The organism is Phyllobacterium chamaecytisi (assembly GCF_020164455.1).
Taxonomy (GTDB): domain Bacteria; phylum Pseudomonadota; class Alphaproteobacteria; order Rhizobiales; family Rhizobiaceae; genus Phyllobacterium; species Phyllobacterium chamaecytisi.
The window spans coordinates 43165-68740 of sequence record NZ_JAIQWW010000017.1 but is presented as its reverse complement, the minus strand read 5'-3'; the positions used below and the strand labels follow the sequence as shown (position 1 = coordinate 68740).

The following is a 25576-nucleotide window of genomic DNA, read 5'->3' as shown; positions in this document are numbered from 1 at the left end:
GCGAAAATGCCAAGCATTTTACCGATATGTAAAAATGCAGGAGACGGCGACGCGTTCACATCCAGCCCAATGCCATTAGACAGCATTTCGCACTCCGGCCTCTTTCCTCTCCCAATTGGGCGGTCTGATGATTGCCGCCTCGTAGGGCGGCGGGCAAGCGTTGCCGTCGTTTTGGGAGCCGTGTTTGCTCAAGGCCCTTGCCAGTTCGGGGAGCAGACCATCGCCGCGCGATGCAGCAATTGCGTGCATACCAGTCAACAGATGTTCCATAGGTTCAACTCCAGCGAGCATAAGCCCACTGTTTCACTCACCGAAACGGTGTGCCACCCGATTCCTGCGCAAACTGGTCGGTAACAAGCTGAGAGATTAGCTGATATGCAACTTATATAGTGCAATGATCGAGGTTGCCGAGAATACAACGTTTGCGATTCATCTAAATGTGCTGCCGTGTTGAAGCGATCCCAAAAGACGAGAGATATCTCAGAGGAAATTTTCAGGGGGAACTTAAGGAATGATTTTCGACAGAGTTACCCGCATTGCATTCGCAGTCGCCAGCACGTTTCTCATGTTGCTGGCTTTCGGTTTGATCGCTTACGCAGCCTATGAAGTTGCGAGCGATTTGCTGACATATAGTGCCGACATCGGCACGACCCTGCTTGAAGCAGTGGGATACACCGTCATTGCCATCGCGGTGTTCGATGTCGGCAAATACCTGTTGGAAGAAGAGGCAATTCGCGCCCGTGAGATGCGTCGAGCCGACGAGGCACGCAGGAGTTTGACAAAATTCATCTCGACGATCGCCATCGCAGTGTTTCTCGAAGGATTGGTCGCGGTATTCGAGGCTGGGAAAAAAGACGTCCCCATGATGATTTACCCCACCCTCCTGCTGCTCACCGGCGTGTTGTTGGTCGTCGGATTGGGCATTTATCAAAGATTGAGTGCGTCTGTGGAAAATGAAGTATCTGACAGGGATACACCACAGACGACGCGTAACAGACGCTCCACTTCACAAGCAAAGAAGTGAAATGGGAAGCGGACCACCAATTTTTGCGATTGCTGATCCGCTTCCGCCCGGGTTTCATCGCCCGGGGATGTCTATAAGAGCTCAGCTAGAAGACGACTGTTCAAGAAAACTCCAGTCAAACTTGCGCGCCCAGTCGGCGAAACTGTGCCAGCTGACTTCCGGGAAATCCCGCTGCAAGGCGGTGATATCGACGTCATAGCCGACGCGGTCGAACCATTCGAACATGAGTGCCACATCCTCGCTTTGCTGGCGGGCTGCGGCGATCGGGATTTCCTGATAGTTGATCGGGCGGCCGATGGCTTGCGAGAGGATTTTCACCTGCTCCTCGCCGGATAACTCATCCCCGGCGAAGTCGAAACGCTTGCCGAACACCTGCTCGCGCCGCTCAACCAGGGCGGCAACGAAAGCTCCGATGTCCGCCAAGGCCACCAGTTGAAGGATGCGTTTGGGAGGCATCGCGAAAGCATGCGTGCCTTGGCGCAGCGCGCCAATCGACCACGGCGCGACGATGTTCTCCATGAAGGCGACCGGCGCGCTGATTGTGTAGGGAATGCCAAGGCCGGCGACATGTTTCTCGACAAGGTATTTGCTGTCGAAATGCGGGATACCGGTCTTCTTGTCGGCATCGGCGACGGACGAATAGATCAAATGCCCGACGCCGGCAGCCTTCGCAGCGTCGGCGGCAAGGATCCCCTGGCGGGTTTCCGCCTCCACCCCGGCCTCGTAGCTGTTGCCCATCAAAAACATCGTATCGACGTCATTTGCAGCCTTCAAAACGGATGTCGCGTCACCGAGATCGCCGGCCACGATCTCGGCGCCTGCCGACGCCAGTCGCCGCGCGGTATCGCTGTCCGGCTTACGCGTAAGTGCTTTGACGCGATGTCCTCTCGATAGCAGTGCGTGCGCAACCGCGCCGCCTTGCTGACCCGTAGCGCCGGTAACCAGAACGTTTCGTTTGGTGGTCATATCTCTGCTCCTTTTGTTTCCAATGAAGCAAAGTTAAGGCCTGTCACATTAAACCATAATAGTCTATAATTGGAAAACATCGTCCCGAATTTGGATACAATGCTGGATCTCAACGATATTGTAGTGTTCGCTCGCGTCATCGAGGCCGGTAGCTTCACGGCCGCCGCGCGGCTGCTGGGCATGCCCAAGACGACGGTCAGCCGCCGCGTTGCAGCGCTTGAGCGCGAGGTCGGCGTCCGCCTGCTTCAGCGCACAACACGCAGCCTCAATGTGACGGATGCAGGACGTCTCTACTACGAACAGAGCAGCCAAGCGCTGCGGACAATTGAAGATGCTAATCTACTGCTCGCCGAAGCGAGGGCAGAGCCGTCGGGCATAATCCGGATATCGGCTCCGGTCGGCTTTGGTGGTCACTTTCTGTCCAGCGCGATTTTCGATTTTCTGGCGACGTATCCGAAAACCAAAGTCGAGTTGTGCCTGACCGACGACACGCTCAATCTGGTCGAGAATGGTATAGACCTCGCATTTCGCACCGGGGTCCTTCCAGACTCCACACTGATCGCCCGCAAACTCGGCTCTACGCATAGAATTCTATGCGCCAGTCCAGACTATCTCACCCGTCATGGCGTGCCATTAGTGCCGGCGGACCTCGCGCGCCACCACTGCGTCATCGCTGGCCCGTCGATAGCGAATCTGCACTGGGTGTTGGAAGGCTTGCATGGCCCGGAAACGGTTGCAGTGTCTGGGCGCTTCGCCGCCAACGAAATGCAGGCGGTAACTGCTGCTGCAATTGCTGGCTACGGCATCGCCCAAATACCCTACCAGGCGGCTGCGACTCCTATCAAGGACGGGCGGTTGCGCCGCGTTCTCGACGATTACACGACATCGGTCGGCGGCCTCCATGTCGTATACCCGAGCAGCCGACACCTTTCGCCCTTGGTCAAGGCTTTCATCGAGCTTGCAGCGGACCGATGGCACGCCGCCAGCGAGAATTATGGCGCCGTCGCCGAATCGAACCAAAGCAGCCTGTAAGCCAGACCGCTCCTACGCTTGCGGAAATTTCGAATCCGGCACCACAACCAGTTTCCCGACAAATCCCTTTGCCATGAAATCGGTCTGCGCTTTGTGAAACTCGGACAAGCGATAGACACCACCAACGAGCGGCTTGATCTTGCCTTCCTTTATGTAGCGCAAGATACGACGGAAATCGCCGCGCGTACCCTGCGATGATCCATGCAGAGCGAGCTGCTTGAGGTACATGGTACGCAGGTCCAGCTGCACGACCGGTCCACCGATCGCTCCCGCTGTGGTATAGCGGCCCTCGGCGCGCAGTATGCGCAGCAGATCGTTGAACATCGCACCACCGACGAGATCGGCAACGACATCGATTGGCTTCCCGCCCGTTGCATCATTGACGGCAGCAACGAGATCTTGCGTACCGCGCGTGATGACTGCTTCGGCGCCGAGATCGAGCAGTGCCTGTTCCTTGCCAGGTCCAACGAGTGCATAGGGAATTGCGCCGCGCGCCCGGGCAAGCTGGACAATGCCCGAACCGACACCGCCGGACGCGCCAGTGACAAGTATGCGTTCGCCATGTTTCAGCCCTGCCCGTTCCAGCATCTGTTCGCCGGTCAGGTAAGCACAGCAGAACGTCGCCAGTTCGATATCGCTCATGTCCGTATTTACGACATGAGCGTTCTCGGCGGGCACCGTGACGTATTCCGCATAGCCGCCATCGCGGCCGTGGCCAATATAATCGATATCTGCAAGGCTATCGTCGTCGCGATTATAGATGGAGAAGTCCACCATCACACGCTGACCAACGCGGTCCTGCGGGACGCCCTCGCCGACAGCCGCTATATTTCCGACAATGTCAGTTCCCTGAATACGCGGAAAGGTCAGCGTCGGCTCTTGCCTGCGCCATGTGGAAACGGCGCCGGCATCTTCCTCGGTGCCATAGGCGCCTTCGCGCACCCAAACATCCGTATTGTTCATGCCGCATGCCGTGACCGAAATCAGCACTTCGCCTGCAGCTGGCGCTGGAACCGGTACCTGGGTGTTGTAGATCAGCTTGTCGAGACCGCCATGACCGATGAGTTGAACCGCGGCCATGGTTTTCGGAAACTTCTCGTGCTTCATCTTCGCTACCTCAGAGTGTCTTGGCTACCGATTTGACAGCGTCGGCTGCGGCTTTGACCACGATATCCGCTTCGTCCCGTGTCAGACACAGGGGTGGCGCGAAGCCGAGAATATCGCCTTGCGGCATGGCGCGGCCAATGACGCCCCGTTCTGCCAGTGCCGTTGCAATACGCGGTCCGACTTTCAATGCTGGATCGAAGAACTTGCGGTCGTCCTTGTCCGCGACAAACTCGACAGCCGCCAGCATACCGTCGCCACGAACCTCGCCGACGATCGGATGATCAGCCAGCGCTTGCGTCAATTGGCTCCAGAAATAAGCACCTGTCTCACCTGCATTGGTCACGAGATCGAGCTTGTCGATCAATTCGAGGTTGGCAACCCCGGCGGCCGTGCAAATCGGGTGTGCCGAATAGGTCCAGCCGTGACCGAGCGCACCCAGCATATCCGAGCCTTGCACCAGCACTTGCCAGACCTTGTCGGAAACGATGACGCCCGACAGCGGCGCATAGGCGGAGGTCAAACCCTTGGCGATAGTGATCAGGTCCGGCTTGATACCGTAGTGATCGGAACCGAACATGGTGCCCAGACGGCCAAAGCCGGTCACGACCTCATCGGCAATCAACAAGATGTCGTATTTATTCAGAACAGCCTGGATTTTTTGCCAATAATGGGCCGGCGGCGGCACAATACCGCCTGTGCCGAGGATCGGTTCGCCAATGAACGCGGCCACCGTTTCCGGACCTTGGGCGAGGATCATCTCCTCAAGCTTGTCGGCGCAATGCCGGGAGAACTGCTCCTCGCTCATCGAGCGGTCTTCGCGGCGGAAATAGTAAGGCGCTTCGGTGTGCAAGATCGGCGCACGGGGCAGATCGAAAGCATTGTGGAATAGCTCAAGGCCGGTCAGACTGCCAGTCATGACTCCAGAGCCATGATAGCCGCGCCAGCGCGAGATGATCTTCTTCTTCTCCGGACGTCCGAGCACATTGTTGTAGTACCAGACCAATTTGATGTTGGTCTCGTTCGCGTCCGAACCGGACAGACCGAAATAGACGCGGCTCATGCCTTCCGGCGCGCGGTCGATAATCATCTTGGCCAATGTGATCGACGCATCCGTGCCATGCCCGACATAGGCGTGGTAATAAGCGAGCTCCTTGGCCTGCTTGGCAATCGCGTCGGCGATTTCCGTCCGCCCATAGCCCACATTGACGCAATAAAGCCCGGCAAACGCATCGATGCTCGTCCGACCTGCGCTGTCAGTGATGTGAACGCCCTCGCCGCCGCTGATCACCCGGGTCGGCGTTTCGCCGCGCGCATGGGTACCCATATGCGTCGAGGGGTGAAAGAAATGATCCCGGTCCCAGGCGTTCAGTTCGTTAGAGCGGTCAAGCATGATGATTTCCTTTAAAATTCAGTGCGTATCGATGCAGAGATATTTGAGTTCGGTGAAAGTCTCGATTCCATGACGCGAGCCCTCGCGGCCAAGACCTGACTGTTTGACGCCACCGAATGGAATCGGCGCGCCGGTGATTTTCACACGATTGATCGCGACCATGCCGTATTCGAGTTTGCGTCCAAGACGCAGCATGCGCGCTCCATCCTTCGTGACGGCATAGGCGACAAGACCGTATTGCGTGGCGTTGGCCCGTGCGATGACTTCGTCTTCGGTATCGAACGAGGTGATCGCCGCGACAGGACCAAACGTTTCCTCGTGCATGATCAGCGCATTGTCGGAGACATTGGTCAGAAGCGTCGGCTCGTAGAAGAGCGATCCGGCCTGATGGCGTTTACCACCGGCGACGCAATTCGCCCCGCGCGCCAAGGCATCTGCGACTTGTTCTTCAACCTTCTGCACCGCTCGTTCGTGCATCAACGGCCCGATATCGGTACCTTCGGTTAGTCCCGATGCGACCCTGAGCTCCACAATTCGCTTGGTAAGTGCAGCGGCAAAAGGGTCTTGAATTGAGCGCTCGACATATATGCGATTGGCCGCGAGGCAATCCTGACCGGACGTTGCGAATTTTGCATCGATGGCGATATCCACCGCACGATCGATATCGGCGTCGGCGAAAATGATCAACGGCGCATGGCCGCCGAGCTCCATGATCAGGTTTTTCATTGTCGGAGCGCATTGGGCGGCGATCAAACGTCCAATTTCCGTCGAACCGGTGAAACTCAAAGCTCGAACGCGCGAATCTTCACAGAGACGGCCGACAATGGTAGCTGCGTCGCCTGTGACGATGTTGAAAACGCCACCCGGAATACCTGCGCGGTCGGCAAGTTCGGCCAATGCCAGTGCCGACAATGGCGTTTCGGACGATGGATGCGCAACGATCGTGCACCCGGCCGCCAGCGCCGCTGCAGCTTTTCTCGTCAGCATCGCCGATGGAAAGTTCCACGGTGTTACTACACCGACAACGCCCAAGGCCTCGCGCCGAACAATCATTTCGGCATGCGGCAGATGACTGGTAACGCCCTCGGCGTTGAGCCGTTTGGCTTCTTCCGCATACCATTCGATGAAAGATGCAGCATAGTCGATTTCGCCGCGAGATTCGGCCAGCGGCTTGCCTTGCTCCAGGGTCATGATCAAAGCCAGATCATCCTTGGCTTCGAGAATGAGTTCATACCAGCGACGCAGCTTGGCTGTGCGCTCTTGCGGCAGGAGATCCCGCCACAGTGGAAATGCCTTCGCGGCAGCATCGATTGCAATTGTCGTCTGATCGGCATTGAGTTTCGAAACCCAACCGATGTTGGCGCCGGACGCCGGATCGCTGACCTCGAACGTCTGACCTGCGTCGCCGGCCGTCCAATGGCCGTCGACATAAGCCAATTCGCGCAACATGCGGCGGTCGCGCAGGCCATCGAGGGCCGGATGGCGGTCTGGTCGTGCGAAATGGGCGGACATGCAGTTCTCCCGAAATGTTCGGTACAAGACTCGCATGAAGATGAAGAGAGAGAGGCTGTTTCCCGTTGCTATCCAGGAGAGATTCTCTGCATCAGGACAGAAATGAAGAGAGATTGACTAGCTAGGGTCAGGACCTAGGGGTCAGTTGCCGTCACGAGCTCGGCGACCGGCAGAATGGCATCATCTTTAACCGTCTTGGTGACGATATAGGTGAAATACCGGTCTATTCCGATTTCGCGCTGCAAGAGCCCGTCCACCAGACGCTGATAGGCATCGATATCCCGCGCCATGACCTTCAACACATAGTCCACGCCGCCGCCGACTGACCAGCACGCGACAACCTCCGGTATGGTCTTGATGGCCCGCTCGAACCGGTCGAAATCCGCCTGACGATGCGCTCCAAGGGTCACTTCCATCAGTACAGTTGTTACCGGCGTCACCAGCCGCAGAGCAATACGAGCATGATAACCGGTGATAATTCCGGCTTTCTCCAGCCGGCGCAGGCGCGTCCAGCATGGCGTCGGCGAGATGCCGACGCGTTCGGCCAGGGCAAGTTTGGTGATCCGGCCCTCGCGCTGAATCTCGTCAAGGATGCGAATATCGATCGGATCGAGCTTGAGTGGTGTCATGTCCCGCCTGTTTAAAATTAATCCAATAACCATGACGTTGTGATTTTTCGATTGTCAATTGCACTGACTTGGATCACTTATAAATCATGACATTTTGGCGCCCCGATCCGACAACCCTCCGCCGTCCGGCCTACCTCTCGCTGGCCGAACAGATTGCACGTGCAATCGCCGATGGCAAACTCGAGAGCGGCGCACGCCTGCAGACCCACCGGCAAATGGCTGACGATCTGCATCTCTCGGTGCAAACCGTGAGCCGCGCTTATGAAGAATTGATCCGGCGCAATCTTGTTTCCGGTGAAACCGGACGCGGTACGTTCGTGCGCTCGCTGCGCCGCGAGCCGGATCCGCCCTATCTGCCGGAACGGCTTGGCGAGGTCATTGATCTCTCGATTCTAAAACCGATCTGCGAGCCCATGCACCTGGATCGCATGAAAAAGGCGCTTGGCTGGCTTGCCGAGAACCTGCCAGCGAGCTCGGCACTGTCCTTCCGCCCCAATGTGGTGTTTCCACGCCATCGCGCTGTTGCGGTGGAATGGCTGCGAACCTGCGGACTTGATGTTCCGGCTTCGAATATCAGCCTGACCAACGGCGCGACTGCCGCCATGAGCGTGGCGCTCATGAGCGCTGCACCGCCTGGCTCGAAGGTCGCGACCGAAGGCATTGGCCATCACACACTGACGCCTCTCGCTTCCTATCTTGGTCTAACGCTCGAGGGTCTGGCAATCGACGACCAAGGGATTATTCCGGAGGCACTGGACGCTTGCTGCCGTGAGAGCGGTATTCGCGCGGTTTTCGTGCAACCATCCGTGATCAATCCAACTGCAACACTGATGGGCATCGAGCGGCGCGCCGCCATTGTCGAGGTTGCACGCCGACATGACATTGCGATCATCGAAAGCGATATCCTCGGTCCACTTGTCGAGAATCGCCCGCCGCCGATCGCAACGCTGGCGCCGGAGCGGACGCTTTATTTCACCAGCTTCACAAAGATTGTCGTGCCGGGACTACGCATCGGCTATCTGGTCGCGCCGGACCGTTACGTAGCTGCCGTCGCCAATCGTCATCTTGTATCGAACTGGATGGCAACGCCGATCGTTGCCGAGATCGCAACGCGCTGGGTTTCGGACGGTACAGCGCTTGAACTGGTGAATTGGCAACGCGAAGCGCTTCGCACAAGGCACGCCACAGCATCGGAAGTCCTGTCCGGCATTCCGTTTCTGTCGCATCCGCAAAGCCTTCACATCTGGTTGCCGCTGACTGGGGAACGAACCGAGGAGGCCTTCGTCGCCCATGCAAGACTACAAGGTGTGGCGATCGCGCCAGGCGCTTCGTTTCGCATATCAAACCATCCATGGCATCCCGCGGTGCGCATTTCGCTCGGCTCGACAACAGAAGCGGAATTGCGTTCCGGCCTCGGGGTCGTGGCCAATTTGCTGCGTGGTGATCTCGAACATCTGTTGCTCGCGATTTAATCGCCTCGCCTCAAAATTCAGCACGATCGTCTATATTGTCATGATTTAATTTTTATAATTGACATGATTTCATAAGTCTCCCATCGTTAGGGCATGAGGCTGTCTCAACCAGAAGGAGACATGCATGCCCCCAACGAATACCGCGCCGATCATCGAGATCAACGGCATTAACAAGAGCTTCGGCGCGTTCAAAGTCCTGAACGACCTGTCGTTTAGCGTTGCGCCGCGCGAAAAGCTTGCTTTGATCGGCCCATCCGGGTCTGGCAAGACGACTATCCTGCGGATTCTGATGACGCTGGAAGGCATCGACAGCGGTGAGATCCTTGTCGATGGAGATAGCCTCTATCAGATGCAACGCAACGGCAAGTTGCAGCCAGCCGACGATGCTCATCTGCATAAAATGCGCGAAAAGATTGGCATGGTCTTTCAGTTGTTCAATCTCTTCCCGCACAAATGCGTTCTCGACAACGTCACGCTCGCGCCGATGTTGACGAAAGGTGTGTCGCGCAAGGATGCCGAGCACCACGCCATGGAATTGCTCGATATGGTCGGGCTCGCCGACAAGGCGAAGTCCATGCCGTCGCAATTGTCCGGCGGCCAGAAGCAGCGTGTCGCCATTGCGCGCGCGCTCGCGCTCAAGCCAAAAATTATGCTCTTCGACGAGGTCACCTCCGCACTCGATCCTGAATTGGTCGAGGAGGTGCTGAATGTTCTCTGGAAGCTTTGCCGGGAAACCGACATGACGATGCTTCTGGTGACCCATGAAATGGGCTTTGCCCACGACTTTGCCGATCGCGTTCTGTTCTTTGATCGCGGGCGAATTGTCGAGGATGGCAAACCCGACGAAATCTTCCGCCATCCCAAACAGGAAAGGACGCAGGCCTTCCTGAAGAAGATCATCGCCGCCGGTCACCGCGTCTGAAGACGGGAACCCCCGACGATTAGCAACACAAGAAAAACCAAAGGAGCTGGGAACATGACCAAACTACTAACTATCAACGCCTTGCTTGGAGCGGTGGCACTTTCGGCCCTCGTCTCGTCCTTGCCTGCCAAGGCGGACGAAGCACTCGACAAGTTGAAGGCGCAGGGTTTTGCCCGCATCGCCATTGCCAATGAACCACCATTCACGGCCGTCAAGGCTGACGGCACCGTGTCTGGCGCCGCCCCGGATGTTGCACGCGCAGTGTTCAAGAAGCTCGGCGTCAACGACGTCGTGGCGTCTATCTCTGAATATGGCGCAATGATCCCCGGCCTACAGGCTGGACGTCATGATGTCGTCACTGCCGGTCTTTTCATGAAGCCGGAGCGCTGCAATGCCGTGGCCTATTCCGAGCCGATCCTTTGTGATGCGGAAGCATTCCTGGTCAAGAAGGGCAATCCAAAAGGCTTCAAGAGCTATGCCGATATCGCCAAGGATGAAAAGGCGACCATCGGCGCACCTGGCGGCGGCACCGAAGAACGTCTTGCCCTCGAGGCCGGTGTGCCACGTGAGCGCGTCATCGTCGTTCCGGATGGCCAGAGCGGCCTGAAAATGCTGCAGGACGGCCGTATCGACACCTATTCGCTGCCGGTCCTGTCGATCAATGATCTGGTCAAGAAAGCCAATGACCCGAATATCGAAGTCATTGCTCCTGTACAGGGCGCCCCGGTTTATTGCGATGGCGCGGCATTCCGCAAAGGCGACACAGCTCTTCGCGATGAATTCGACAAGGTTCTCGCTGAGATGAAGACGTCGGGCGAGTTCGCCAAGATCATCGAGCCCTATGGTTTCTCGGCAAAGGCGGCGATGTCCACCACCCGCGAAAAGCTCTGCGCGGCCAAGTAGTTCCGCGCGAGGCTTCGACCGCTTCGTGTAACAGCGAAGCGGTCCCATGTTCTGCAATTCCAGCAAAGGTGGCGTAGCGATGGGCCAATGGGCCGGCTATCTGCAACTCATTCTCGACGGTGCTGTCGTGACCATCAAGCTGACGCTGATGGGCTCGGCGCTGGCGCTCGTGATGGCATTCTTGGCGGGTCTCGGGCGTTTGTCGCGCTTTGCGCCGGTGCGCTGGCTAGCGACCGCCTATATTGAATTTTTTCGGGGCACGTCGATCTTCGTTCAGCTGTTCTGGGCTTATTTCGTACTCCCGCTCTTCGGTTTCACACTGACGCCCTTGCAAGCGGGTGTCCTGGCACTTGGCCTTAATGTAGGGGCCTACGCTGCCGAGGTGGTGCGCGGCGCTATCAAATCCATTGGCAAAGAACAATATGAGGCCTGCACGGCGCTCAATTTCAATCGTTGGCAAGGCCTTCGCCACGTAATCTTGCCGCAGGCCTTCGTGTTGATGCTGCCCACCTTCGGCAACAATGCCATCGAACTCTTGAAAGCATCGGCCGTGGTCTCGCTCATCTCGCTGTCAGACATGACATTTCAGGCGCAAGTGGTACGGGCACAGACTGGCAGCACGCTGTTTCCGTTCCTGACAATTCTCATTCTCTATTTTGCCATTGCCTGCGTCATCTCCTTCGCCATTCGCGGCCTTGAGCGTCATCTGACGCGCGGCCTTGACGGCATCAGGTCGTAGGAGGCAGCTATGGAATGGGATTGGGCTTTTGTCATTCAAATTCTTCCGACCCTTATCGAGGGCGCGAAGATCACAATCCTCGCGACGGTACTGGGATACATATTGGCTGCAGTCGTTGGGCTTGCCATCGCTATCGTTCGCCGATCAAAGAACAAACTGGTTTCGAGGCCGATGGGCTTCGTTGCGGAGTTCATTCGCGGAACACCTCTGCTGGTACAGCTTTATTTCATCTTTTACGTGCTGCCGGATCTTGGACTGACACTCTCGCCGCTGGTGGCCGGCGTAATCGGTCTCGGTCTGCACTACGGAACCTATACCGCGGAAGTCTATCGCGCCGGAATCGATAATGTTGCACGCGGACAATGGGAGGCAGCCAAGGCATGTAATCTCAACGCCTGGCAGACCTGGACGCAGGTCGTCCTGCCCCAAGCGCTGCCGCCCATGATCCCTGCCCTCGCCAACTACTTCATTGCCATGTTCAAGGAAACGCCGCTTCTGTCTGCAATTACGGTACTTGAACTGATGAACCAGGCGCGCAGCATCGCCAACTATAACTACCGCTATATAGAGCCAATCACGCTCGTCGGAGCGTTCTTCCTCATCATTAGCCTGATTTCCGTCGTCGGGCTGCGTTGGCTGGAACGCCGCTACGGCAGGATCGACTGAGGAGTATGATCATGGACGCCTTCCCTACGATCCACCAAACCGCCATGGCACTGGATTTTGATGACCGCCCGCTCAGCAAACGCGTCGGGCTTGTCATCCTCGCTACGGATCACACGACCGAGCCGGATTTTCAGCGCATGGTGGCGAGTGATCGCATCGGTCTTTACACAGCGCGCATTCCCTATGCGAACCCGACCACGCCAGACAATCTGCGGCGCATGCAGCCTTCCCTTACCGAAGGCACAAGCCTCATCCTGCCGGATGAAGATCTCGATGTGATTTGCTATTCCTGTACCGCGGCTTCTGTGGTGATCGGCGACGACGAGATCGAAGCTGGAATCAACCTTGCCAAGCCTGCCGTGCCGGTTGTGACGCCGCCGCTTGCAGCCGTGCGTGGATTGCAGGCGCTCGGTGCAAAACGCATCAGCATTCTCACGCCCTATACGATCGAAACCAGCACGCCCATGGCGCGCTACTTCGCGGCGAAGGGTTTCGACATTGCGAGTTTCACCTGTTTTGGCCTCGACGATGATCGCGAGATGGCGCGGATCAGTCCGCGATCGCTGATTTCCGCTGCTCAGGAAGCGATGGCGAGCGACGCTGACGCGCTGTTCATTTCGTGTACGGCAGTGCGGGCGGCGGGCGTTGCGCTCGCAATCGAACAGGCAATCGGAAAGCCCGTTGTCAGCAGCAATCTAGCAACTGCCTGGGCGACACTGCGCATATGTGACGATCTTACGCCTCGTCCGGAATGGGGCAGCCTGATGACTCAATCCATGGCCGGTTGGTGAGCCATGACCAACAAATTGGTGACCATCGCTGAGATTGAGAAGGCACGCGACGCGCTTGCGGGCAAGGTGGTGCGCACCCCTACCGTCAACTCGGTATCCTTATCGGAAATGACAGGCCTGCCGGTCTTTCTCAAGCTCGAACACCGCCAAACTACCGGCAGTTTCAAACTGCGTGGTGCTACCAATGCCTTGAGCCAGCTTTCAACAAGCGAAAAGCAACGCGGCGTGGTCGCAGCATCCACGGGAAACCATGGCCGCGCCCTCGCCTATGCCGCACATCTGGAAGGTATACGCGCCATCATCTGCATGTCCCGGCTTGTCCCGCAGAACAAGGTGGATGAAATCCGCCGTCTTGGCGCCGAGATCCGCATCATCGGCAAATCGCAGGATGATGCGCAGGAAGAAGTAGACCGGCTTGTACGGGAGAGCGGCCTCACCATGGTGCCGCCCTTTGACAATGCCTCGATCATTGCCGGGCAAGGCACACTCGGCCTCGAGATCATCGACGCGGTTCCGGACGTCGATACCGTACTCGTTCCGGTATCAGGCGGCGGTCTGGCCTCAGGTGTTGCGGCGGCGGTCAAGGCCAAACGTTCTGCCGCGAAGATCGTCGGTATTTCGATGGACCGCGGCGCCGCTATGCGCGCCAGCCTTGATGCTGGCAAGCCTGTCCTTGTCGAAGAGAGCGAAAGTCTGGCGGATTCGCTTGGCGGCGGGATCGGTATTGATAACCGGTTCACTTTCGCGATGGTGCGCAACCTGCTCGATGATTTGATCCTGCTCTCTGAAGATGAAATCGCGGCCGGCATGGCTCACGCCTATATGCAGGAGCGCGAAATCATCGAAGGTGCGGCGGCAGTCGGCATAGGTGCGCTGCTCGCAGGGAAAATCAAGGCAAAGGGGCCCATAGTCGCCATTCTTTCCGGCCGCAATGTCGACATGGAACAGCATCGGCGCATCGTCTGTGCGGACATCAAGGAAAGGGCCGAACCATGCCCCTCATGACGATTCTCACCGAAGCGGATTTGCGCAAGATCGTGTCCCTTGATCTCGACGCGATTGCCTGCGTGGAATCTGCATTCGAAGCCTTGGCGACCAAGGCTGTCGCCATGCCGCCTATCCTGCGGCTCGACATTCCCGAACATCGCGGTGAAGTCGATGTGAAGACCGCGTATGTTCCGGGTATCGATGGTTTTGCCATCAAGATCAGCCCCGGTTTCTTTGATAATCCCAAACTTGGCCTGCCCAGCGTCAACGGCATGATGGTTCTGCTCAGCAGCCGCACCGGTCTGGTCGAAGCCCTGTTGCTCGACAATGGCTATCTCACCGATATACGCACGGCAGCTGCGGGCGCAGTTGCGGCAAAGCATCTGTCGCGGCCCGAATCCAGTGTCGCCGCTATATTCGGAGCCGGTGTTCAGGCGCGCCTGCAACTCGAGGCCTTGACCTTGGTTCGTCCAATCAAGCAGGCGATGATCTGGGCCCGCGACATCGATAAAGCCCGATTGGCTGCAAACGAGCTCACTGAAAAGCTTGGTATCCCCGTCAGCGCTGTACATGATCCGGAAAAGGCTGTTCGCGACGCGGATATCGTTGTGACGACAACACCCTCCTCCCAGCCAATCCTGCAATCGACCTGGCTGCAGCCAGGCCAGCACATCACCGCCATGGGTTCCGACGCCGAGCACAAGAACGAGCTCGATCCAGCCATCATAGCCAAAGCCGATCTCTACGTTGCCGATAGCCTCAAACAGACACGCCGCCTCGGTGAACTTCATCACGCCATCGAATCCGGACTGGTGGAGGCCGGCGAGATCTTCTCCGAGCTCGGTTCCATCATCGCCGGTTCGGCAAAAGGCAGGCCGTCACCGGCAGCAATCACTATCGCCGATCTGACCGGCACCGGCGTGCAGGATACCGCCATCGCAACACTTGCCCGTGATCGCGCCAGACAGTCGAGCGCGGGAACCAATTTCGAAAGTTGATATGGGCTTCGGTCCAAGCATGAGGAAACGGATATGACAGAGCCAAATCTCAAATTCACGCGGCAGGAATTCGCCGAAAGATTGCAGAAGACCCGCGCGGCAATGCAAAAGCGCGGCATTGATCTTCTGATCTGCAGCGATCCCTCCAATATGGCGTGGCTGACGGGATATGATGGCTGGTCTTTCTATGTGCACCAGGCCGTGTTGGTACCGCCGGAAGGCGAACCGATCTGGTATGGCCGCGGCCAGGATGCCAACGGCGCGAAGCGCACGGCTTATCTCTCCAACGACAACATCGTTGGTTATCCGGATAACTATGTCCAGTCCACCGAACGCCATCCTATGGATTATCTGTCCAAAATCATTACCGAGCGTGGTTGGGACAAGCTGACCATCGCGGTCGAGATGGACAACTACTGGTTTTCCGCCGCTGCATTCGCATCCTTGCAGAAACATCTGCCGAATGCCCGCTTCGTTGATGGCACTGCGCTCGTCAACTGGCAGCGCGCCGTGAAAAGCCCGACTGAGATTGAATATATGCGCAAGGCAGCGCGCATCGTTGAGCTTATGCATCAGCGCATCGTCGACAAAATCGAGCCGGACATGCGCAAATGCGATCTGGTTGCGGAGATCTATGACGCAGGAATTCGCGGAACCGATGATTTCGGCGGTGATTATCCCGCTATCGTGCCGCTGCTTCCTTCGGGCGCAGACGCCTCGGCGCCCCACCTTACATGGGACGACAAGCCGATGAGAGTTGGCGAAGGTACGTTTTTCGAGATCGCCGGGTGCTACAACCGCTACCACGTTCCCCTGTCGCGCACCGTATTTCTGGGCAAACCCACGCAGGAATTTCTTGACGCTGAGAAAGCCACGCTCGAAGGCATGGAAGCCGGTCTCGCTGCGGCAAAGCCCGGCAATGCCTGCGAGGATATCGCCAATGCGTTCTTTGGCGTCTTGAAGAAATACGGCATCGTCAAGGACAATCGCACCGGCTATCCGATCGGCATTTCCTATCCGCCGGATTGGGGCGAGCGCACAATGAGCCTGCGTCCGGGCGACAGGACCGAACTCAAGCCAGGCATGACGTTCCATTTCATGACCGGGCTGTGGCTCGAAACGATGGGACTTGAGATCACCGAAAGCATCCTGATCACCGACACCGGTGTCGAATGCCTTGCCAATGTGCCGCGCAAGCTTTTCGTCAAGAACTGAGGCCCGTCATGCAGTCAAAAACCCAGCGGCCGTCGCCCATCACACCTACCGTCGATCTGGACAAGCAAGGCGTGCAGCACGGCTTTCTGCGCCTGCCTTATAGCCGCGATGATTCCGCCTGGGGGTCTGTCATGATACCCATCGCAGTCATCCGTAATGGCAACGGGCCGACGGCGCTACTGACTGGCGGTAATCACGGCGATGAATATGAAGGACCGATCGCTCTCTTTGACCTTGCCCGCACGCTCGACGTCGGCAAGGTCAGCGGTACGGTCATCATCGTTCCGGCGATGAATTATCCGGCGTTTCGCGCCGGCACGCGCACGTCGCCGATCGACAAGGGCAACATGAATCGCAGCTACCCGGGAAAACCGGATGGCACGGTAACCCAGAAGATCGCCGATTATTTCACCCGCGAATTGTTGCCACGTGCTGATGTCGTGCTCGATTTCCATTCCGGTGGCAGGACACTCGATTTCGTACCCTTCGCGGCCGCCCATATCCTGCCTGACAAAGTGCAGGAGGCCAAAGGCTTCGATGCCGTCAAGGCATTCTCGGCACCATGGTCGATGCGCATGCTCGAAATCGACGCGGTCGGCATGTATGACACGACGGTGGAGGAAATGGGCAAGGTCTTCGTCACCACCGAACTTGGCGGCGGCGGTACGGCCCGCGCCGAAACAGTTGCCATCGCCAAACGGGGGGCGATGAATGTCTTGCGCCATGCGGGCATCGTCAGCGGTAATATTGACCACCGCGACACGCTCTGGCTCGATATGCCATCAGGCGACTGCTTCTCCTTTGCGGAGGATCAAGGGCTGATCGAAACGATGGTCGATCTCGGCGACTTTGTTAAGGAAGGGCAAGTGATCGCTCGCATCCATCCAATTGGCCGCACCGGCGCGGCTCCAACCGAAATCCGGACGAAGCTCACCGGGCTCCTTGCCGCACGGCATTTTCCGGGCTTGGTCAAACCGGGTGACTGTGTGGCAGTTGTAGGCACTGTCGACTGAATTTCCAACCGCGTTTCGGCGCACTGCATCAAACCGCGCGCGGAATCCGCAATTCGGCTCTTAGGCCGCCGTCTGCGTCATTTGCGAGCGTGATATCACCGCCGCTGCGTCGCGCGATATTGCGCGCGATGGTCAGGCCCAGACCAAATCCACCAGTCTCCCGGTTACGGGAGCCTTCGACCCGCCGGAACGGCTGGAACACCTCGTCGAGCTTGGCCTGTGGGATGCCTGGCCCTTCGTCTCGGATCGTAAGCAAAATGTCGGCCCCACTCTGCGTGAGGCTGATATGGGCCTTTTCGCCGTAGGTCACCGCGTTGTTAACGAGGTTTGTTACACAGCGCCGCAGCGCGATCGGACGGCCCATGCAGATCAGCCCGCGCGACGCATGGCTGGTTTTGTCGAATGAGGCCTGCTGAAAACCATCGGCAACCGAGTCAACCAACGACCAGAAGTCGATCTTCTCCTGTTCTTCATCGACGATTTCATAGGTAGCAAAATCGATAACGGATCGGGATATGGCTTCGATATCGTTCAGATCGTGTGTGAGAGATTGGCGCAACGGCGATTTCCGCAACAGTTCGAGGCGCAGGCGAATGCGGGTCAACGGCGTGCGCAGATCGTGCGCCAGTGCGGCAGCAAGCTGCTCACGGTCGGCCACATATTCCCTCAATTGCGCCTGCATGGTGTTTACCGCTCGCGCTGCCGATTTATACTCGCTGCTGCCAAATTCGGGGAGTGGCGGCGATTTTACATCGTCGCCGATGCGTTTGACCGCTCTCTCAAGTGCTCGATATGGCGCCGTCAACCGGCGCATCGCCCAGATCGACATTGCAATGACCACCGCGGCAACAGAGCCAAACAGAGGCAGCGTCTGCGCAGTAAAGATCGGAGGCTCCGGCGCAATCGGCGTGACGAAGTTCAGCCATTGGCCATCCTTGAACTTGATCGAGGCCGCGAGCCCGTCACTCTGGCTGAAATCCTCTGCAATGTCAGAAAGCTGGCGCTCTACAATGCCGACATCGGGATCAGGTGCACTGGGGCTTGTCGCAGGACTGCTAGGTGGCCGGTTCGACACGCGGCGAATCCGGGCGTCGGTCACTCCGAATGCGGACAATCGTGCAACCAGCACATCTTCGAGCTCAGCAAGACTATCGTCCGAAGCAATGGCCGATGTCACAGCCGGCTCGTCGGACATGGAGAGAGGGTTGGCAGTGTTCGACAAAGCGCTCGCGAGAATTGATCGCTCGGATGGCTGTGCGGAATAGAGCACCTTGACGAGCGTATAAGCGCGTTCGCTCAAGCGAAACAGTTCGAGCACATTGTTGTTTTCGGCACGATCACGAGAGACGATCGATAATGTTGCAACCTGTGTCGTGAGCAGGCTGGCAATCAGGATGAGCAGGATCCAGCTTGGCAGCGACTGGGGCAGAAACCGTTTCATTCCGCGCTGACTTCGGGAACGAATTGATAGCCACCGCCGCGGATCGTCAGGATCAATTTCGGCGAACGGGAATCATCTTCCATCTTGCGGCGCAGACGGCTGATCAAAATATCGATGCTTCGGTCATAACCATAGGCTGCGTTGTTGCCGACCAATTCCAGCAGCTGGTCGCGGCTCAACATGCGCTGGGCGCTTTTGACCAATGTTTCCAGAAGATTGAATTCTGCCGTCGTCAGTTCCACGCGCACTGCATCTGGAGACACAAGCCGCCGCCGCGAGCAGTCCATAGTCCAGCCGGCGAATTTGTAGACCGTAGGTTCGAGGCGCCGGTCAGGACCGGACGTATCGAGACGGCGCAGCACTGCCCTGACCCGCGCCAGTAATTCCCTCGGATCGAACGGCTTGGAGACGTAATCGTCCGCGCCCATTTCAAGCCCGACCACCCGGTCAGTGGTTTCTGTGACAGCAGTCAGCATGATGATCGGGATACGGGAGTGCATCCGGATATCCCTGCAAATTTCCATACCGCTTTTGCCAGGCAGCATCACATCCAGAATGAGAAGATCTATAGGTGTGCGGGAAAGCACTTCCTGCATTTCCTCGCTGTCCCGTGCAACCGAAACATGCATTCCCCGCTTCTTCAAAAATTCATGCAGGAGATCGCGAATGGCTTCGTCGTCATCGACAATCAGAATATGCGCTTCAGATTTCATGCTTAATTCCTGATGGCGATCGTTTTGCGCCCAGCCATGAGGCGCGGTTCAACCCGTTGTTTTTACGCACGATCCATTGTGGAAGCCATGTAATTCTTTGGACCGGAGAGCAAACCTGCAACATGAAATGACTGGCGAACCGGGCAAAATTCTGTCGTTTCGCGTCTTGTTACAATCCAGAAACAAAACACCACAAATCAGAAAAACTCAGGCAACACTCAAGTCCGATAAAAGCCCGTCAACTCGTGGTTGACTGGTCGAAACAGGATTTCTTCGTAACTCAAATGGCTCTTATGCGGAACATATTGACCATTTCGACAATCGTCCTGACCGGTGCGATCGTATCCATCGCACCAATCGAGCAGTCAATGGCAGCAGAGACACTCACCCGCACAGAGTTGTGCGGCAAACTCCAGCAACAAGTTCAACACGCAATTACGGAACACGCCGAGGCAAAACGGGCAGCCAAGGCGAAAGCACTTCAGAAAACGGGAACGAGGTTCTGCGCAAGCAACAAGCAGGCGCAGGGGATCAGATCGTATGCCCAGGCTTTGAAGCTGCTTGGTGTGCAGCCGGTTGACGACTGACCGACTGTATCACACAGGCCCGCATCGAAAGGAAACTGACCAATGAAAAAGTCCCTCTATACAGCTCTCGGTCTCGCCGTTGCCCTCGCTGTTTCGGCTCCGGTTATCGCTTCCAGTGCCAACGCCGCCCCTGCTGCAACAACGGCAACTACCCCGGATACGACGACAACCGTGAAAAAGGCTCACAAGCCTGTTAAGAAGGTGCACAAGATGTCCGCCAAGAAGAAGGCCGTAAAGCCTGCTGAGTCAACTGCTCCTGCTCCTGCACAATAATTTCTGCAAGCAAGAGATCAGATTGAAGCAGACACTGTGCCGGTTCGTGGGAAGCCATAGCCGGCATAGTTCTTTGGTAATGCCAAAGTCTAAATTTCGTTTGTAAACTTTCGTTATTCAAATCCCGCATCCCATCGTAAAATCAACCTGGTGATTCTCTTGGCCATGCATGGATCAAGAATCCGGGGCCGGTGGACCATCTTACTGTGCCGTGCGTTCAAATCGGACGCACTAAAGTTGAATGGAGCACAGTCCTCTCGGGATTGTACTCCGGCAAACCGGTTTATGGAGAATTGGCTATGGGCGGAGAAAGTCTTCTTATTTTTCTTTTGGTGGGGTTGATAGCGGGATGGCTCGCCAGCCAGCTCGTGCGCGGTGGTGGTTTTGGCCTCGTGGGTGACCTGTTGGTCGGCGTTGTCGGTGCTTTTATCGCAGGATATCTTTTTCCGAGGCTCGGCATCTCGCTCGGCAGCGGCATCATAGGCGCAATTATCGCCGCAACGATCGGAGCGGTCATTCTTCTCTTTATCCTTCGCGCCGTTAAACGGGCCTGATTTCAGTCGATACAAAAAAGCCTCCGAACTGACAGTTCGGAGGCTTTTTGTTTGGCTTAAAGATCCCCTTCGCTAGGTATGGCTAACCTGCGGAGCAGCACCTCTCCCAACGGGAATCGCCGTTGCTTCAGCTTTTACATCCTTCTTGGAAATGAAGGTGTAGAACATCGGTACCACGAAGAGGGTGAAGACTGTCCCGACAAGAATGCCGGAGAAAATCACCAGACCGATCGAATAGCGCGCTGCGGCACCCGCACCAGTGGCTGTGATGAGCGGTATAACACCGAGAGCCATGGCCGCAGTCGTCATCAGAATCGGACGAAGCCGGGTCTTTGCCGCAAGGATGATCGCGTCATGCCGCGATATACCGTGCAGTTCACGCTGCTGATTGGCAAATTCCACCATCAGAATACCGTGTTTGGTAATCAGCCCCACGAGTGTGATCAGACCAACCTGCGTGTAGATGTTGAGTGTACCCAGCCCCAGGTTGAGCGGTACGATCGCACCGAAGATCGAAAGCGGGACCGACATCATGATGATAAACGGATCGCGGAAGCTTTCGAACTGCGCCGCCAGCACCAGATAGATCACGACCACGGCCAGCAGGAAGGCAATAAGGATCGTGCTTCCCTGCTCGATTTCCAGGCGCGATTGCCCCGAATAATCCATGAAGAACCCATCCGGCATCAAAGGTTTGGCCGTATTGATAACCGTCTGCAATCCCTGACCGGTCGTAACACCCGGCAGCGGCAGAGCTGAAATCGTCGCCGAGTTTAGCTGGTTGAACTGCTCGATGGCGGCTGGCGAAGCGTTCTCGGTGACCTTGATGACCGCCGACAACGGCACCATCTCGCCAGATGCACTCTTGACGAAATACTGGCCCAGATTTTCTAGATTGGACCTGTAGTCCTGCGGCACCTGAGGAATGATGTCGTAGCTGTTGGAATCCCGATCGAATTTCGAGATCTTGCCGCCACCGACCAACAACCCAAGTGTCTGGCCAATATCGCTTACGGGCACGCCCAACGCCGAGGCCCGATCGCGATCGATCGTGACCGTGACTTGCGGCGCGTTGAACGAAAGCGAGTTTTGCACGATGATGAACTGCCCCGAGGCTTGAGCCTTGTTCTTGATCTCTTCGGCAACTTCAAACACCTTGTCGGCCGGGCCGGTCGACTGGATAATGATGGAAATCGGCAACCCGCCACCGGTACCCGGCAAGTCCGGCGGCGCAAAGATAAAGGCTTCCACGCCGGCAAGCGGACTGATCATGCCCTGCAATTCTGCCTTGAGCTGTGCTTGCGACTTGGTGCGCTCGGACCAATCCTTGAACACCCAGATGGCGAAGGCGGAATTCGTCGTGCCGAAGCCCAGGATATTGAAGCGCGTTTTCAACTCCGGCAAATCCTTGGTCAAGGCATCGATCTGATCCGCGTAGAGCTTGGTGTATTGCGATGTCGCATATTGCGGACCGTTGACGATGGCGAACAGCGCGCCCGAATCCTCTTCAGGAGCAAGTTCGGAATTGGTCTTGGTAAGAAGGAAGCCGGTCAACGCAACAAGTGCGACAACAATGAACAAGGTGACGAACCGAAAGTTGAGCGAGCCCGCAACGCGCCGTTCATAAGCGCCTTCAAGCCAGCCAAAACTCCGGTCAACAATCCGCTGGAACCGGCTGTGTCCGCCTGCCCGTAGCAAGAGCGCGCACATCATCGGTGATACGGTCAAGGCGGCTACACCGGAGATGATCACGGCTCCGGCAAGCGTGAACGCGAATTCACGAAACAACGAGCCAGTGAGCCCGCCGGTAAATCCGAGCGGCGCGAACACAGCAGCAAGCGTGATAGTCATCGCCACGATGGGTCCCGTGATTTCCTTCATGCCTTTCAATGCGGCATCAAGCGGTCTCAGCCCCTCCTCGATATGCCGGTGGATATTCTCCAGGACCACAATCGCGTCGTCGACGACGAGACCGATAGCCAGAACCATCGCCAGAAGCGAGAGCAGGTTGATCGAATAACCGAGCATAAACAGGAAGAAGCACACGCCAATCAGCGATATAGGGATGGTTACGACCGGAATGATGACCGAACGGAAAGATCCAAGGAAGAGCAGAATCACGGCAACAACGATCAACACTGCCTCGCCGATGGTCTTGAACACTTCTTCGATCGATGAGCTGATCTGCTCCGTCGAGTCATAAACCATGTAAAGCTGCATGCCTTCGGGCAGGGTCGCTTGAATCGATGGTAATTCCTTGCGAACAGCAGCTGTCATATCGATGGGGTTGGCGGCAGGTGTCGGGAATATCCCAAGGAACGTACCACTGGCTCCATTGAAGCTAACGATCGTGTCCTTATTGACGGCGCCGAGCTCGACCCGTGCCACATCACGCAGACGGATGATGTTGTCGCCGTCAGATTTGATCGGCATCGCGCCAAAAGCCTCAGGCGTCTGCAACGTCGTCTTCAACGTGATAGGAGAAGCCGTATAGAGATTTTCAATCTTGCCCGGCGCAGACAGGAAATTCGACTGGTTGATCGCCGTCAATACTTCCGATGCAGTCGTCTTGCGGGCAGCCAGCTTGATCGGATCGATCCACACGCGCATCGAGAACACCTGACCACCCAGGATCTGAGCGTCGGCGACACCTTGAATGGTCGACATGCGCGGCTGGATAACGCGTTCCAGATATTCGGTGATCTGCTCACTCGTCATATTCGGGTTTTGCACGGCCAGATACATCGTAGCGAAGTCCTGACCGGTACCCTTGGTGATGACAGGATCGTCGGCTTCTTCCGGCAGATCCCCGCGCACTTGGTTGACCTTGGAGATGACCTCGGTCAACGCCGCATCAGGGTTTGCGCCAAGCTTCATCTGGACCGTCACCGTGCTCGATGACGGAGCGGATGACGACGTCACATAGTCGATGTTTTCCGTGGTGGTCACAGCCTTAGCGATCGGAGCAGAAATGAATCCCTGCATCAGGTCGGCACTGGCGCCGGCATAGGCGGTTTTGATGGTGATAACCGTCTCCTCGACCTTAGGGTACTGGCGGACCGAAAGGTTCACCAGTCCCTGCGCGCCGAGCAGGATGATCATCAGAGCGACAACCGTCGACAGGACAGGACGGCGAATGAATATTTCCGAGAAATTCATTTTGTTGGCAGTCCTGACTCTGTTTTGCTGGCGGGGTTCACATCATTAGCGATCTTGACCACTGCACCGGGGCTCAAGCGATTTTGGCCCGCCGTTACGATAACGTCGCCCTCTTTGAGACCTTTGGTTATTTCGACAACAAGACCGGACCGGCGCCCCGGCCTGACGAAAACCTGCGTGACGATGAGCTTCTCATCTTTCTTTTCAGCTGCAGCTGGCTGTGTTGACGCGGTCACGTCAGCTGGCTTTGCCGGATCCGCAGGTTTGGCTGGATCCGTTGGCTTGTTTTCGTCCGGAGCAGGACGAACAACGAAGACATAGTCGCCATAGAGGCTCGAAACGAGCGCCGTCTGCGGCAGCGTGAAGACATTTTCTTCCTTCGGCAGTGTCACCCGGACCTGGGAAAACTGACCGGGGCGCAATTCTCCCTCGGAATTGTCGACCTGCGCGCGAACCGAAACGAGTCTTGTAGCCGGATCGATTCTGGGTTCGATGGCCGTGATCTTGCCGTCGTAGTTGATGTCATTATCCGTCAGGCCAAGTTTGATCGGCTGGCCGATCTTGATCTGGTTCAGGACCTGCTCATTGACTGTAAAGTCGACGCGCATCGTCGTGAGATCCTGCAAGGAAACGACCACCGTGCCTATTGGCAGATATTGCCCGAGCTCAATGCGCGGAATGCCGACCGTGCCCTTGAAAGGCGCCTTCAACAGCTTCTGATCCATAACGGCCTGCAATTTGGCAATCTCGGCCTTCTTGGCCAGCGATGCAGATTGCGCCTCGTCGACGGCAGAAACGGCACCAACACCTCGGGTATTGAGCGTGCGGGCACGCGCCAGAGTCTGATCCATCAGGACATCTTGCGCCCGAGCGGCAACAATGTCGGCTTTCTCGATCGCGTCGTCAAGCTGCAGGAGCGGCGCGTCCTTCTCGACCGTCTGGTTGGCTTTGAACGGGATATCCTTGACGATACCGGCAACTTCGACGGAGAGCTCGACACCCTGGATCGCGCTTACCGTACCGATCGCTTCGATCTCAGGCATCCATTCACCCGGCTTGACCGTATAGGTCGAGACCGGCGCAGCTGGCTGCTGCATGGTCGCGAAGAACTGCTTGATCATCGAGTCCCTGAAGAAATTGAACCAGACCAGGCCACCAGCGACTGCTACGACAAGAATTAGAATGATCGCAGGCATCATGTAGCGCTTGATCTTGGGGAACAACGCCCAGATCAATCCAACGAAGACTAGGATTCCGACTGCCGTGGGTAGTATGTAACCCTTGAACTCCGGAGCCTTTGTCCACACCAATCCACTGATCACCGCGACCAGGATTAGAACGATTAGGGGTGCAATGTAGCGCTTAATCATGGAAAGGCGGCTCCAACAAAACAATGGCCAGCAAAAAGTCTGCCAGCCTGTCATATGAATGTGAATCGTGTGGACTTGATGACCACGCGCAATGTACTGTACCGTCCGGACGG

Annotated in this window: 25 protein-coding genes; 15 read left to right on the top strand and 10 right to left on the bottom strand. The window is 56.9% G+C overall.

All coding sequences use genetic code 11. The annotated features are described in order from the left end of the window. Window positions 1-75 precede the first annotated feature (75 nt). Complete coding sequence (locus tag LB462_RS22755) at window positions 76-270, bottom strand: hypothetical protein (protein WP_224512740.1); 195 nt, start codon at window positions 268-270, stop codon at window positions 76-78. 295 nt (window positions 271-565) lie between these two features. Between LB462_RS22755 and LB462_RS22750 the strand changes: the two genes are divergently transcribed. Then, the gene (locus tag LB462_RS22750; protein ID WP_224512738.1) at window positions 566-1024 is read left to right on the top strand and encodes a GNAT family acetyltransferase; all 459 of its coding nucleotides are present in this window, start codon (window positions 566-568) and stop codon (window positions 1022-1024) included. Between the two features lie 81 nt (window positions 1025-1105). On the opposite strand, the gene LB462_RS22745 is transcribed toward LB462_RS22750, so the two are convergent. After that, window positions 1106-1990 carry an NmrA/HSCARG family protein gene (locus LB462_RS22745; protein WP_224512736.1) on the bottom strand — a complete coding sequence of 295 codons (885 nt, stop codon included), beginning with the start codon at window positions 1988-1990 and terminating at the stop codon, window positions 1106-1108. A gap of 99 nt (window positions 1991-2089) precedes the next feature. On the opposite strand from LB462_RS22745, the gene LB462_RS22740 reads away from it, so the two are divergent. After that, window positions 2090-3022, top strand: coding sequence for a LysR family transcriptional regulator (locus LB462_RS22740; RefSeq protein WP_224512734.1), 933 nt, complete (start codon window positions 2090-2092; stop codon window positions 3020-3022). 12 nt (window positions 3023-3034) lie between these two features. On the opposite strand, the gene LB462_RS22735 is transcribed toward LB462_RS22740, so the two are convergent. From LB462_RS22735 to LB462_RS22720, 4 genes are all read right to left on the bottom strand, one after another. Then, on the bottom strand, window positions 3035-4129 hold the full coding sequence (locus LB462_RS22735) for an alcohol dehydrogenase family protein (RefSeq protein WP_224512732.1): 1095 nt from the start codon (window positions 4127-4129) through the stop codon (window positions 3035-3037). A 10-nt stretch (window positions 4130-4139) separates the two neighbouring features. Next, window positions 4140-5519, bottom strand: a complete 1380-nt coding sequence (locus LB462_RS22730; protein ID WP_224512730.1) for an aspartate aminotransferase family protein — start codon at window positions 5517-5519, stop codon at window positions 4140-4142. 18 nt (window positions 5520-5537) lie between these two features. Continuing rightward, a complete protein-coding gene (locus tag LB462_RS22725; RefSeq protein ID WP_224512728.1) occupies window positions 5538-7031 on the bottom strand; it encodes an NAD-dependent succinate-semialdehyde dehydrogenase in 1494 nt (497 codons plus the stop codon). A 134-nt stretch (window positions 7032-7165) separates the two neighbouring features. Further along, window positions 7166-7660: an Lrp/AsnC family transcriptional regulator gene (locus tag LB462_RS22720; protein WP_224512726.1), complete on the bottom strand. Its 495-nt coding sequence runs from the start codon at window positions 7658-7660 to the stop codon at window positions 7166-7168. A gap of 86 nt (window positions 7661-7746) precedes the next feature. Here LB462_RS22720 and ehuR point away from each other — a divergent pair, with 86 nt between their 5' ends. The 10 genes from ehuR (at window position 7747) to doeB (ending at window position 17366) form a co-directional block, all read left to right on the top strand. Continuing rightward, a complete protein-coding gene (ehuR, locus tag LB462_RS22715) occupies window positions 7747-9132 on the top strand; it encodes a MocR-like ectoine utilization transcription factor EhuR (protein WP_224512723.1) in 1386 nt (461 codons plus the stop codon). Window positions 9133-9256: 124 nt separating this feature from the next. Further along, complete coding sequence (gene ehuA / locus LB462_RS22710) at window positions 9257-10054, top strand: ectoine/hydroxyectoine ABC transporter ATP-binding protein EhuA (RefSeq protein WP_255627300.1); 798 nt, start codon at window positions 9257-9259, stop codon at window positions 10052-10054. 54 nt (window positions 10055-10108) lie between these two features. Next, window positions 10109-10957, top strand: coding sequence for an ectoine/hydroxyectoine ABC transporter substrate-binding protein EhuB (gene ehuB / locus LB462_RS22705; RefSeq protein WP_224512721.1), 849 nt, complete (start codon window positions 10109-10111; stop codon window positions 10955-10957). Window positions 10958-11036: 79 nt separating this feature from the next. After that, a complete protein-coding gene (gene ehuC / locus LB462_RS22700; RefSeq protein ID WP_210004170.1) occupies window positions 11037-11696 on the top strand; it encodes an ectoine/hydroxyectoine ABC transporter permease subunit EhuC in 660 nt (219 codons plus the stop codon). A gap of 9 nt (window positions 11697-11705) precedes the next feature. Then, window positions 11706-12362, top strand: coding sequence for an ectoine/hydroxyectoine ABC transporter permease subunit EhuD (ehuD, locus tag LB462_RS22695; RefSeq protein WP_224512719.1), 657 nt, complete (start codon window positions 11706-11708; stop codon window positions 12360-12362). An 11-nt stretch (window positions 12363-12373) separates the two neighbouring features. Continuing rightward, entirely contained in the window at window positions 12374-13153 is a 780-nt protein-coding gene (gene eutA, locus LB462_RS22690) for an ectoine utilization protein EutA (protein WP_224512717.1), read from the top strand. A 3-nt stretch (window positions 13154-13156) separates the two neighbouring features. Next, a complete protein-coding gene (gene eutB, locus LB462_RS22685; RefSeq protein WP_224512715.1) occupies window positions 13157-14158 on the top strand; it encodes a hydroxyectoine utilization dehydratase EutB in 1002 nt (333 codons plus the stop codon). Beyond that, entirely contained in the window at window positions 14146-15138 is a 993-nt protein-coding gene (gene eutC, locus LB462_RS22680) for an ectoine utilization protein EutC (RefSeq protein WP_224512713.1), read from the top strand. Before eutB ends, eutC begins: the two co-directional genes overlap by 13 nt. A gap of 33 nt (window positions 15139-15171) precedes the next feature. Next, window positions 15172-16353, top strand: a complete 1182-nt coding sequence (gene doeA / locus LB462_RS22675; RefSeq protein ID WP_224512711.1) for an ectoine hydrolase DoeA — start codon at window positions 15172-15174, stop codon at window positions 16351-16353. A gap of 8 nt (window positions 16354-16361) precedes the next feature. Beyond that, window positions 16362-17366 carry a N(2)-acetyl-L-2,4-diaminobutanoate deacetylase DoeB gene (doeB, locus tag LB462_RS22670; protein WP_224512709.1) on the top strand — a complete coding sequence of 335 codons (1005 nt, stop codon included), beginning with the start codon at window positions 16362-16364 and terminating at the stop codon, window positions 17364-17366. A 28-nt stretch (window positions 17367-17394) separates the two neighbouring features. Here the strand turns inward: doeB and LB462_RS22665 are convergent, their stop codons facing one another. Together LB462_RS22665 and LB462_RS22660 are read right to left on the bottom strand one after the other, a co-directional pair. Then, window positions 17395-18807 carry an ATP-binding protein gene (locus tag LB462_RS22665; protein WP_224512707.1) on the bottom strand — a complete coding sequence of 471 codons (1413 nt, stop codon included), beginning with the start codon at window positions 18805-18807 and terminating at the stop codon, window positions 17395-17397. Further along, complete coding sequence (locus LB462_RS22660) at window positions 18804-19520, bottom strand: response regulator (RefSeq protein WP_112526971.1); 717 nt, start codon at window positions 19518-19520, stop codon at window positions 18804-18806. Before LB462_RS22660 ends, LB462_RS22665 begins: the two co-directional genes overlap by 4 nt. A gap of 305 nt (window positions 19521-19825) precedes the next feature. Here LB462_RS22660 and LB462_RS22655 point away from each other — a divergent pair, with 305 nt between their 5' ends. The 3 genes from LB462_RS22655 (at window position 19826) to LB462_RS22645 (ending at window position 20934) form a co-directional block, all read left to right on the top strand. Continuing rightward, window positions 19826-20107: an FKBP-type peptidyl-prolyl cis-trans isomerase N-terminal domain-containing protein gene (locus LB462_RS22655; protein WP_224512705.1), complete on the top strand. Its 282-nt coding sequence runs from the start codon at window positions 19826-19828 to the stop codon at window positions 20105-20107. 42 nt (window positions 20108-20149) lie between these two features. Continuing rightward, complete coding sequence (locus tag LB462_RS22650; protein ID WP_112526967.1) at window positions 20150-20380, top strand: hypothetical protein; 231 nt, start codon at window positions 20150-20152, stop codon at window positions 20378-20380. Between the two features lie 299 nt (window positions 20381-20679). Next, complete coding sequence (locus tag LB462_RS22645; RefSeq protein ID WP_224512704.1) at window positions 20680-20934, top strand: GlsB/YeaQ/YmgE family stress response membrane protein; 255 nt, start codon at window positions 20680-20682, stop codon at window positions 20932-20934. Window positions 20935-21006: 72 nt separating this feature from the next. Here the strand turns inward: LB462_RS22645 and LB462_RS22640 are convergent, their stop codons facing one another. Both LB462_RS22640 and LB462_RS22635 read right to left on the bottom strand, forming a co-directional pair. Further along, window positions 21007-24093 carry an efflux RND transporter permease subunit gene (locus LB462_RS22640; protein WP_224512702.1) on the bottom strand — a complete coding sequence of 1029 codons (3087 nt, stop codon included), beginning with the start codon at window positions 24091-24093 and terminating at the stop codon, window positions 21007-21009. Further along, window positions 24090-25463 carry an efflux RND transporter periplasmic adaptor subunit gene (locus tag LB462_RS22635; protein WP_370637269.1) on the bottom strand — a complete coding sequence of 458 codons (1374 nt, stop codon included), beginning with the start codon at window positions 25461-25463 and terminating at the stop codon, window positions 24090-24092. Before LB462_RS22635 ends, LB462_RS22640 begins: the two co-directional genes overlap by 4 nt. Between the last annotated feature and the right edge of the window lie 113 nt (window positions 25464-25576).

What these genes read in the sequence shown, in the direction of transcription:
- LB462_RS22645 (WP_224512704.1), top strand. Translation starts at nt 20,680, where the DNA reads ATGGGCGGAGAAAGTCTTCTTATTTTTCTTTTGGTGGGGTTGATAGCG.
- ehuR (WP_224512723.1), top strand. Translation starts at nt 7,747, where the DNA reads ATGACATTTTGGCGCCCCGATCCGACAACCCTCCGCCGTCCGGCCTAC.
- LB462_RS22640 (WP_224512702.1), bottom strand. Translation starts at nt 24,093, where the DNA reads ATGAATTTCTCGGAAATATTCATTCGCCGTCCTGTCCTGTCGACGGTT.
- LB462_RS22735 (WP_224512732.1), bottom strand. Translation starts at nt 4,129, where the DNA reads ATGAAGCACGAGAAGTTTCCGAAAACCATGGCCGCGGTTCAACTCATC.
- LB462_RS22755 (WP_224512740.1), bottom strand. Translation starts at nt 270, where the DNA reads ATGGAACATCTGTTGACTGGTATGCACGCAATTGCTGCATCGCGCGGC.
- ehuC (WP_210004170.1), top strand. Translation starts at nt 11,037, where the DNA reads ATGGGCCAATGGGCCGGCTATCTGCAACTCATTCTCGACGGTGCTGTC.
- doeB (WP_224512709.1), top strand. Translation starts at nt 16,362, where the DNA reads ATGCAGTCAAAAACCCAGCGGCCGTCGCCCATCACACCTACCGTCGAT.
- eutC (WP_224512713.1), top strand. Translation starts at nt 14,146, where the DNA reads ATGCCCCTCATGACGATTCTCACCGAAGCGGATTTGCGCAAGATCGTG.
- LB462_RS22745 (WP_224512736.1), bottom strand. Translation starts at nt 1,990, where the DNA reads ATGACCACCAAACGAAACGTTCTGGTTACCGGCGCTACGGGTCAGCAA.
- LB462_RS22665 (WP_224512707.1), bottom strand. Translation starts at nt 18,807, where the DNA reads ATGAAACGGTTTCTGCCCCAGTCGCTGCCAAGCTGGATCCTGCTCATC.
- LB462_RS22660 (WP_112526971.1), bottom strand. Translation starts at nt 19,520, where the DNA reads ATGAAATCTGAAGCGCATATTCTGATTGTCGATGACGACGAAGCCATT.
- doeA (WP_224512711.1), top strand. Translation starts at nt 15,172, where the DNA reads ATGACAGAGCCAAATCTCAAATTCACGCGGCAGGAATTCGCCGAAAGA.
- LB462_RS22635 (WP_370637269.1), bottom strand. Translation starts at nt 25,463, where the DNA reads ATGATTAAGCGCTACATTGCACCCCTAATCGTTCTAATCCTGGTCGCG.
- LB462_RS22750 (WP_224512738.1), top strand. Translation starts at nt 566, where the DNA reads ATGTTGCTGGCTTTCGGTTTGATCGCTTACGCAGCCTATGAAGTTGCG.
- ehuA (WP_255627300.1), top strand. Translation starts at nt 9,257, where the DNA reads ATGCCCCCAACGAATACCGCGCCGATCATCGAGATCAACGGCATTAAC.
- LB462_RS22650 (WP_112526967.1), top strand. Translation starts at nt 20,150, where the DNA reads ATGAAAAAGTCCCTCTATACAGCTCTCGGTCTCGCCGTTGCCCTCGCT.
- eutA (WP_224512717.1), top strand. Translation starts at nt 12,374, where the DNA reads ATGGACGCCTTCCCTACGATCCACCAAACCGCCATGGCACTGGATTTT.
- LB462_RS22730 (WP_224512730.1), bottom strand. Translation starts at nt 5,519, where the DNA reads ATGCTTGACCGCTCTAACGAACTGAACGCCTGGGACCGGGATCATTTC.
- ehuB (WP_224512721.1), top strand. Translation starts at nt 10,109, where the DNA reads ATGACCAAACTACTAACTATCAACGCCTTGCTTGGAGCGGTGGCACTT.
- eutB (WP_224512715.1), top strand. Translation starts at nt 13,157, where the DNA reads ATGACCAACAAATTGGTGACCATCGCTGAGATTGAGAAGGCACGCGAC.
- LB462_RS22720 (WP_224512726.1), bottom strand. Translation starts at nt 7,660, where the DNA reads ATGACACCACTCAAGCTCGATCCGATCGATATTCGCATCCTTGACGAG.
- LB462_RS22740 (WP_224512734.1), top strand. Translation starts at nt 2,090, where the DNA reads ATGCTGGATCTCAACGATATTGTAGTGTTCGCTCGCGTCATCGAGGCC.
- LB462_RS22725 (WP_224512728.1), bottom strand. Translation starts at nt 7,031, where the DNA reads ATGTCCGCCCATTTCGCACGACCAGACCGCCATCCGGCCCTCGATGGC.
- ehuD (WP_224512719.1), top strand. Translation starts at nt 11,706, where the DNA reads ATGGAATGGGATTGGGCTTTTGTCATTCAAATTCTTCCGACCCTTATC.